The 8,532-nt window shown below is 66.9% G+C and carries 7 protein-coding genes; 5 read left to right on the top strand and 2 right to left on the bottom strand.

Annotation, left to right across the window (positions count from 1 at the left end):
- Positions 1–239: 239 nt before the first annotated feature.
- The 3 genes from GGR61_RS15505 (at position 240) to GGR61_RS15495 (ending at position 4,381) form a co-directional block, all read left to right on the top strand.
- The gene (locus GGR61_RS15505; protein ID WP_184622465.1) at positions 240–2,312 is read left to right on the top strand and encodes a tetratricopeptide repeat protein; all 2,073 of its coding nucleotides are present in this window, start codon (positions 240–242) and stop codon (positions 2,310–2,312) included.
- Between the two features lie 236 nt (positions 2,313–2,548).
- Complete coding sequence (locus GGR61_RS15500; protein WP_184409254.1) at positions 2,549–3,160, top strand: YbhB/YbcL family Raf kinase inhibitor-like protein; 612 nt, start codon at positions 2,549–2,551, stop codon at positions 3,158–3,160.
- A 210-nt stretch (positions 3,161–3,370) separates the two neighbouring features.
- The gene (locus GGR61_RS15495) at positions 3,371–4,381 is read left to right on the top strand and encodes an NAD(P)-dependent alcohol dehydrogenase (protein ID WP_184622463.1); all 1,011 of its coding nucleotides are present in this window, start codon (positions 3,371–3,373) and stop codon (positions 4,379–4,381) included.
- A gap of 150 nt (positions 4,382–4,531) precedes the next feature.
- Here GGR61_RS15495 and GGR61_RS15490 read toward each other — a convergent pair whose 3' ends face one another.
- Complete coding sequence (locus GGR61_RS15490; protein WP_184622461.1) at positions 4,532–5,350, bottom strand: META domain-containing protein; 819 nt, start codon at positions 5,348–5,350, stop codon at positions 4,532–4,534.
- Between the two features lie 132 nt (positions 5,351–5,482).
- Positions 5,483–6,277, bottom strand: coding sequence for an undecaprenyl-diphosphate phosphatase (locus GGR61_RS15485; RefSeq protein ID WP_184622459.1), 795 nt, complete (start codon positions 6,275–6,277; stop codon positions 5,483–5,485).
- A gap of 222 nt (positions 6,278–6,499) precedes the next feature.
- Here GGR61_RS15485 and glnA point away from each other — a divergent pair, with 222 nt between their 5' ends.
- Together glnA and GGR61_RS15475 are read left to right on the top strand one after the other, a co-directional pair.
- Positions 6,500–7,909 carry a type I glutamate--ammonia ligase gene (gene glnA, locus GGR61_RS15480; RefSeq protein ID WP_184409257.1) on the top strand — a complete coding sequence of 470 codons (1,410 nt, stop codon included), beginning with the start codon at positions 6,500–6,502 and terminating at the stop codon, positions 7,907–7,909.
- A 275-nt stretch (positions 7,910–8,184) separates the two neighbouring features.
- Positions 8,185–8,523, top strand: coding sequence for a P-II family nitrogen regulator (locus tag GGR61_RS15475; protein ID WP_002808480.1), 339 nt, complete (start codon positions 8,185–8,187; stop codon positions 8,521–8,523).
- Positions 8,524–8,532 lie beyond the last annotated feature (9 nt).

Genomic DNA, 8,532 nt, shown 5'->3' with positions numbered 1-8,532 from the left:
TCCAGAAATTGCGAAAAATCCGAAGATCCAAACGCGACTCTCCGGAACGATGCGACATCCCGCACTCTCAGGCCTCATTGTTCAGACCTTCCCTAGGTCAAGAAGCCGCTGTTTCCGACAGTTCAATGTGTGTGCCAAGCGTGCTTGCCCTGGGTCGCATCTCCTTTCGATGTGCATCACACGCCAGGCCGCCGCAGCGCATCGTTACAATAGCGGTTTGTTCTGGACACGCCGCCGCCATGCAAGACGCCATTCTTCAAGCCCTGCGCCGCAATGCGGCCGACGACGCGGTGGCACTGGCCCGCGAGTGGGTCCTCACCGCGCCCGAGACCGCTGCCGCGCATCGCTGGCTCGGCCTGTCCTTGCAGCAGCAGGGGCAGCCGGCACTGGCGCTGGCCAGTCTCGACACCGCGCTGACGCTGACGCCGGAAGACGCCGACCTGCATCTCTTGCGCGCCGGGCTGTTGCTGGCCACGCGCGACCTGACGGGCGCCGATGCCGCGCTGTTGCGCACCACCGCGCTGGACCCCAATCAGTTCAATGCCTACGTGATGCAGGCGCATCTGGCGGTGGCGCGTGGCGATCTGGACGAGGCCGAGCGGCTGAGTCGCACCGCCGCGCGACTGGCGCCGGAGCACCCGCAGCTGCTGGCGGTCGATGGCGTGGTGGAGCTGCGTCGTGGCCAGAGCGATCGCGCGCTGTCGCTGCTGACGCGGGCCGCCGAGCAGTTGCCGGACGATGCGCGGGTACTGTTCGCGCTGGGCTTTGCGTATCTGCAGAAAGAACATTTCGCGTTTGCCGAGCGCGCCTTCGAGCGCGTGATCGAGCTCAATCCGCCGGGCACCGCATTGCGCGCCTTCATCGCCCAGCTGGCCCAGCGGCAAGGTCGCCTGGACGATGCGCTGGCGGCGATGCAGGGCGTGCTCGCCCAGCCCGACGGCGACCTGCCGGCGATGCGCCGGCTTGCCGGCGAAATGGAATTGCAGGCCGGTCGCCCCGACCAGGCCGCCGCACATCTGCGCCTGGCGCTGGCGCATTGGCCAGCCGACCGCCGCACCTTGCACGCCTTGCTCACCGCCTGGGAGCGGCTGGGCGCGGTGGACGACGCGCGCGACACCCTGGACGCGGCGCTGGCCACCTCGGCAAGTGCGCACGATTTGTGGCTTGCCCGCCTGGCGGTGGAGCCGGTCGGCGGCCCGCAGGCACAGGCGGTGATCGAGCGCTGGCTGCTGGCCATGCCCGAGCACCTGCCCGCGCTGGAGGCGCTGATGCGCGTGCACGACATGCAAGGCCATGCCGATGCAGCGGAAGCGGTGGCGCGGCAGATCGTGGCGGTGGAGCCGGGTCGCATCAGTGGCGAGCAGCGCATCGTCGAAGCGCTGCTGGAGCGCGACCCGCCGGCAGCCATCGCTTGCGTGCAAGCGTTGATCGACTCGCTGCCCGCACCCCAGCAGACCATGCTGCGGCCGTGGCTGGGCAATGTGCAGGACCGCGCCAGCCAGCCCGACGCCGCACTGGTGACCTGGATGCAGTTCCAGCGCGAACAGGCGCCGCATCGGCTGCCGTTGCCGCCGCAGGCCGCCAAGCAGCCAAGGCAGTGGCCGGCGCTCGGGACCATTCCCGATACCGTCACTGCGCGCCCGCTGTTCGTCTGGGGTACGCCCGGGTCGCACGTCGAGCGCCTGACTGCGGTGATGGGCGCGGCCACCCCGCTGGCGCGCGGCGACCGTTACGGCAGCACGCCGCCGTCCGATGGACTGCAGAGCTACCGCACCGTCGAGCAACTGGCGTCGGGCGAACTGGCGCCGATGGCGCTGGTGGAAGGCTGGAAGGCGCAGTTGCCACGGCGCGGCATCGACGACGGCAACGTCATCGACTGGCTGCTGTGGTGGGACAATACCTTGCTGACCGCGCTGCGCCCGCATCTGCCCGAAGGCCGGCTGGCGATTGCGCTGCGCGACCCGCGCGACATGCTGCTGGACTGGCTGTCCTCCGGCGCCCCTGCGCCGCTGGCGCTGGAGTCGCCGCAGCAGGCTGCCGGCTGGTTGCTGGCGGCGTTGGAACAACTGGCGGTGCTGCACGAGCAGGATCTGTACCCGCACCGGATCATCCGGCTGGACGGCATCGAAAGCGACCCGCAGGGGATTGCCGATGCGCTGGAGCAGGCGTTCGGGTTAAGTTTCCCGCTGATCGAGCCACGCGGCCCGGCGCGCCTGACGTCTGGCCGCTGGCGCGACTATCGCAGCGTCCTGGGCGCGCAGTTCGATGGGCTGACCCCGATTGCGGTGCGCCTGGGCTACCCGCAGGACTGAGCAGCGCTCTCCACCGCCGCGCTCGCCGCGCGGCGGGCGCGACCGGTACGCGGAGGCGGCGCTATGAGCTGCGCGCGCGCCGTGTTGCAGCCATGTCGCTGCCGCATCAAGCGCCGGTCTGGCTGCCTGGAGCAACCAAGATCCGGCTGGATGCATCACAGGGTTCCACTGCGATGGCTTCCACTGCTGCACGGACGCAGGCACCCTGATCGGCCTCATTTCCCACGGAGACCTGCATGCGCCTGAGCAGCGAGAGCATCGAAAACGGCAAGCCCATCGCGGTGGAATTCGCCGCCGGCACGCCCGAAGGCTTTGCGCCCAACCGCAATCCGCATCTGGCCTGGAGCGAGGTGCCCGCCGGCACGCGTTCGTTCGCGTTGCTGTGCCTTGACCCGGATGTGCCGACCGTGGCGGACACCGTGGGCCGCGACGATGTGCAGATTCCGGTCGAGCAGCCGCGCACCGATTTTGTGCATTGGACAATGGTCGATATCCCCGCCGACGTGCAAGCCATCGCGGCAGGCAGCTGCAGCGATGGCTTCGTGCCCAAGGGCAAGCAGCAGCCAGCCGGCCCGGCCGGTGCGCGTCAAGGCCTGAATTCGTACACCGACTGGTTCGCCGGCAATGCCGAGATGGCCGGCAATTATCTTGGCTACGACGGCCCCTATCCGCCGTTCAACGACCTGCGCCTGCACCGCTATTTCTTCCGCGTGTTCGCGCTGGACGTGGCGCAGCTCACTCTGCCGCAGACCTTCACTGCAGCCGACGTGCTGTCGGCGATGCAGGGCCACGTGCTCGCCGAAGCGACGTTGCACGGCACCTACACGCTGAATCCCTCGCTGCGCTGAGCGATCGCCCGGTGTGGCCATGCGCCCACCGGGCAAGTAGATGGCGCAGTGCTTACGCCAGCCTGGGCGATCGGCTCCGTTGCGTGCGTGTGCACGATCGTCCCGGCGACGGATGCCAGGTTGGCGTTGCAACACCCAGGGCGTTCTTCGCCCTGTATTCCCCCATGACGTCGGTCGCAGTGCGCTGGCGTCTCAGCATAGGTAGTTCAAATGAAAGCATTCCAGATTGGCAAGCAGACCGGCCTCGATAGCCTGGTCGCGGCAGAGCACCCCGAGCCGGTTGCAGGCCCTGGCCAGGCCATCGTCGCTCCGCGGCTGGTCAGCCTCATCAATCGCGATCTGCAGATCCTCCATGGCACCTATGGAGGCAAGCTTGCGGACAATCGCATTCCCACCTCCGAAGGCGTGGGGATCGTGACATCCGTCGGCGAAGGCGTCACCCAGGTCAAACCGGGCGACCGCGTGGTATGCGGCCACTTCCCCACCTGGCTGGATGGTGAGTTCGATGCCGACGTGTTCGCCCACGATATCGGCGCCACCCACGATGGCTGGCTGGCGGAGAAGGTCGCATTGCCCGCAGCGGCATTGATCAAGGTGCCCGATACGTTGGAAGACAAGGACGTGGCCGCGCTGGCGTCGGCGGCAGTCACTGCATGGAATGCCCTGGTGGAAGTGGCCGCGATCAAGCCGGGCGATCTGGTGCTGTGCCTGGGCACCGGTGGTGTCTCGATGGCCGCGCTCGAAATCGCCAAGGCGCATGGCGCCCGCGTCGCCATCACCTCGTCCAGCGACGAAAAGCTCGCACTCGCACGCGAGTTGGGCGCCGAGATCACCGTCAACTATCGCACCAGCCCCGACTGGGCCGCCGACGTGCTGGAGCGCTCAGGCGGTGGCGCCAACATCATCATCGAGACCGGTGGCCAGGACACCTTGGGACAGTCGATCAAGGCGGCGGCGGTGAACGCAACCATCGTGGTGATCGGCGTGACTCCGGGACGCGCTTCCCCGATTCCTGACTACGTCGCGTTGATCCGCAGGAACATCACCATCCGCGGTATCGCCAATGGAAGCCGGGCGATGTTCGAGGAGTTGCTGCAGGCCATCGATCGGCATCGGATCAAGACGCTGGAGAGCCGGACGTTCCGGTTCGACGAAGCGCCCCAGGCCTATGCGTACTTCGCCAAGGCGCAGCACGTCGGCAAGGTCTTCATCCAATTCTGAGCGGCGGGTTTCGCCGTGGCCGCGTGGCTGCGGCCACGCGGCCACGGCTGGGCCCTGGGTGACACGCAGTGCGCCTCGTGCGGCCGCCCGTCAGGCCGGCGCCCTGCGGCATCGCTCCGTAGCGCCGGCGACCCACGCGCATCACAGGCGTTAGCTGCCGGCTTCGATCATCTGGTCGAGCACGTACACCGGCCCGGCATCCGGGCCCGCGCCAGCCGGATAGCGGGTGACCCGCAGCAGGGTCCGGATGCCGGCTTCGTGGTCGAAGCCTTCGATCGTGCCGTCGAAGGGGTGCCAGGGCGTGGCGGCCTGTGCAGTGGCCGGCGCGCCCGGATCGTGCTCGCGCAGTTGCAGGCATTGGCGCGACGGGGCGGAAGGGCAGGCCACGGTGGCGGCGGCCACTTCGACGACCAGCGTCTGTCCGGTGCCGCCGTAGCGGGTGTTGGCCGTGGCCACACCGCCGAACACCAGCCGGGTGCCATCGCTGCGCGTCAGCGTCAGCCGGGGCGCGGCCGGTGCCGTGTCCAATGCCACCGTGAAGCGGCCGGACAGCAGGTCGCTGGCGGCGCGTTCTTGCGCCATGCGTCGCGATTGCGCGCACAGGCGTTTGCTCGATACCACCCGGCCGATCTGCAATTGCGTCTGCGTCACGCTGTAATTGGCCCCCAGCGCGTTGCAGGTCTGGCTGACCTGGATGCGTTGTTCGGCAAAATCCAGTTGCAGTGGCGCGCTGCCGGCCACGAACAGGCTGCGCAGGGCCGTTCCGTGTGCATCGCTGGCCTGCTGCAGTTGCCAGTGCTGCGCCTGCAAGGCGGCGCGTAACGGAGCGTTGTCGCTGACGGGCGCGGCCGCTGCGGTCGAGGCGGCAGTTGTGTCCGGCGCGGCGCTGCCGGCGCCGGCTGTCGCGCCCGAGCCGCAGGCCGTCACGCCCGCCGCCAGCAGGGCTGGGGCAAAGAACACGGCACGCATCGGCAGCTCCCGGTGATCAAGGTCCCATTGATACCGCCAGCGTGCGGCGGCGGCAATGACCGGCGTCACTGCTCGCGCAGTTGCCCTGCCGGCCGCCTCTGCAGCGAGCGGCAGGGCCTGCGCACTTGCGGCTCAGGCCGCGACTGGCAACCACAACAGCAGGGCGGCGCCGAGCACGATGCGGTACACCGCAAACACCGTGAAGCGGTGCTTCTTGATGTAGCCGAGCAGCCACTTCACCACCACAAAGCCGGTAATGGTCGCCGCCACGAAGGCCACCGCCACATCGGTCCAGTTCTCGCTGCCGACGCCGCCTTCCTTGTACATCTCCAGCAGCGCATAACCGCTGGCCGCGAACATGGTCGGAATGCCCACCATGAACACGAAGTCCGCCGCCGCCGAGCGCTTGCTCAGGCCCAGCAGCATGGCCAGGAAGATCGCCGAGGCCGAGCGCGAGGTGCCGGGGAACACGCCCGCCACCACCTGCGCCAGGCCCACCGCAATGGCCACCTTCCAGGTCACCACGTCGCGCTCGGGCAGCTTGCCGGCAAAGTGCTCGGCCACCAGCATCCACAGCCCGCCGATCAGCAGCGCCCAGGCCACCGGGTGCACGGTTTCCGGCAACTGCCAGCCGGCCTTGCGCACGATCAGGCCCACCACGGCGGTGACCAGGAAGGCCACGCCGATCTTGAGCACGTAGTCGCGGTTGTCGCGTTCGCCCAGGCCGGTGGCCAGGGTCCACAGCTTCTGCCGCAGCGCCAGGCAGATCGCCAGGATCGCGCCGGCCTGGATGACGATATTGAAGAAATCAGAGCGGCGTCCGAGCCATTGTTCGGCGATCAGCAGGTGGCCGGTGCTGGAAATCGGCAGGAATTCGGTAAGGCCTTCGAGGATGCCTAGCAGCAGGGCGGAAATCAGGTCGGACATCGGACTGGAGAGGGGGGTGGGGGAGGCGCAAGGATAGTGCATTGCGGCACGCACTATATTGGTGCAGCATATCGGCAAGTAGCACTGTTATGGTGCTATCACAACGCGAGCGACCTCAAGCGATGCAAGCAAAATCAAGAACTTGTGAGCATCGCCAGGTTGGCACGGTCCCTGCTCTATTACCGCTCACGAGCCACTTAACTCCTGCCGAGGTTTCTTCCGATGTCCGTGGAAAACGTTGAAAAGCTGATCAAGGACAACAAGGTCGAGTTCGTCGACCTGCGCTTCGTCGATATGCGTGGTGTACAGCAGCACATCACCTTCCCGGCCAACATCATCGAGCCGGCGTTGTTCGAAGAAGGCAAGATGTTCGATGGCAGCTCCATCGCGGGTTGGAAGGGCATCAACGAGTCGGACATGGTGTTGCTCCCGGACGCCGGCACCGCGTACCTGGATCCGTTCTTCGCCGATCCGACCATCGTGCTGACCTGTGACATCCTCGATCCGGCCACCATGCAGAGCTATGAGCGCGACCCGCGCGGCATCGCCAAGCGCGCCGAGGCCTATCTCAAATCCTCCGGCACCGCCGACCAGGCGTTCTTCGGCCCGGAACCGGAATTCTTCATCTTCGATTCGGTCCGCTTTGCCAACGAGATGGGCCACACCTTCTTCCAGGTGGGTTCCGAAGAAGCGGCCTGGAACACCGGCGCCAAGTACGACGGCGGCAACAGCGGCTACCGTCCGGGCGTGAAGGGTGGCTACTTCCCGGTTCCGCCGACCGACACCCTGCACGACCTGCGCGCGGAAATGATCAAGACGCTGGAACAGGTCGGCATCGAGACCGAAGTGCACCACCACGAAGTGGCCACTGCCGGCCAGTGCGAGATCGGCACCAAGTTCAGCTCGCTGGTGCAGAAGGCCGACGAACTGCTGACGATGAAGTACATCATCAAGAACGTCGCCTACCGCAACGGCAAGACCGCCACCTTCATGCCCAAGCCGATCGTCGGCGACAACGGCAGTGGCATGCACGTGCATCAGTCGCTGGCCAAGGGCGGGGTCAACCTGTTCTCCGGCGACGGCTACGGCGGCCTGTCGCAGATGGCGCTGTGGTACATCGGCGGCATCTTCAAGCACGCCCGCGCGATCAACGCCTTCGCCAACTCCGGCACCAACAGCTACAAGCGCCTGGTCCCGGGCTTCGAGGCGCCGGTGATGCTGGCCTACTCGGCGCGTAACCGCTCGGCCTCGTGCCGCATTCCGTGGGTCACCAACCCGAAGGCGCGCCGCATCGAAATGCGCTTCCCCGATCCGTTGCAGTCCGGCTACCTGACCTTCACCGCGCTGATGATGGCCGGCCTGGACGGCATCAAGAACCAGATCGACCCGGGCGCACCGAGCGACAAGGATCTGTACGACCTGCCGCCGGAAGAAGAGAAGCTGATCCCGCAGGTGTGTTCCAGCCTGGACCAGGCACTGGAAGCGCTGGACAAGGACCGCGAGTTCCTCAAGGCCGGCGGCGTGATGAGCGACGACTTCATCGACGGCTACATCGCGCTGAAGATGCAGGAAGTCACCAAGTTCCGTGCTGCAACGCACCCGCTGGAGTACCAGCTGTACTACGGCAACTGAGTTCCACCGCGGTGATGGCGGAGGCCCCCCCTCCCACCTCCGCCATCGCCGCACATGTTTGATCGGTCCACGGCATCGGCCGTGGATCGACGGGGTATCGAGAGAGCACGCAGTTCGCGACGCGCGGGCCTGACCTCTCCCACGAGGCGGATGCATCGCAGCCGCTGGGGTCTGCGCAATCGCGAACGATCGGATGCCGGGGTTGGCATCCAGGTGAATGACACCGCCGGGCGGCGCAATGCCGGCCGGTTCTTTCCACCATTCGGGGTATGCGCATGAAATTGATCACCGCCATCATCCGGCCGTTCAAGCTCGACGAGGTCCGCGAGGCCTTGTCCGCCGCTGGCGTGTCGGGCATCACCGTCACCGAGGTCAAGGGCTTCGGGCGTCAGAAAGGCCACACCGAGCTGTACCGCGGTGCCGAGTACGTCGTGGACTTCCTGCCCAAGATCAAGATCGAAACGGTGGTGACCGACGACCGGCTGGACGCAGTGGTCGAGGCGATCCAGAACGCCGCCGGCACCGGCAAGATCGGCGACGGCAAGATCTTTGTGACTGCGATCGAGCAAGTGGTGCGGATCCGCACCGGCGAAATCGGCGCCGATGCGCTCTGAGTCCCCCAC

It is taken from the genome of Xanthomonas sp. 3058, from assembly GCF_014199765.1.
GTDB classification, from domain to species: domain Bacteria; phylum Pseudomonadota; class Gammaproteobacteria; order Xanthomonadales; family Xanthomonadaceae; genus Xanthomonas; species Xanthomonas campestris_B.
Note: the sequence above shows the minus strand (reverse complement) of the source record. Positions and strands in the feature narration are given on the sequence as shown.

Coding starts and splice junctions, on each gene's coding strand:
- GGR61_RS15505 (WP_184622465.1), top strand. CDS start 240: ATGCAAGACGCCATTCTTCAAGCCCTGCGCCGCAATGCGGCCGACGAC.
- GGR61_RS15500 (WP_184409254.1), top strand. CDS start 2,549: ATGCGCCTGAGCAGCGAGAGCATCGAAAACGGCAAGCCCATCGCGGTG.
- GGR61_RS15495 (WP_184622463.1), top strand. CDS start 3,371: ATGAAAGCATTCCAGATTGGCAAGCAGACCGGCCTCGATAGCCTGGTC.
- GGR61_RS15490 (WP_184622461.1), bottom strand. CDS start 5,350: ATGCGTGCCGTGTTCTTTGCCCCAGCCCTGCTGGCGGCGGGCGTGACG.
- GGR61_RS15485 (WP_184622459.1), bottom strand. CDS start 6,277: ATGTCCGACCTGATTTCCGCCCTGCTGCTAGGCATCCTCGAAGGCCTT.
- glnA (WP_184409257.1), top strand. CDS start 6,500: ATGTCCGTGGAAAACGTTGAAAAGCTGATCAAGGACAACAAGGTCGAG.
- GGR61_RS15475 (WP_002808480.1), top strand. CDS start 8,185: ATGAAATTGATCACCGCCATCATCCGGCCGTTCAAGCTCGACGAGGTC.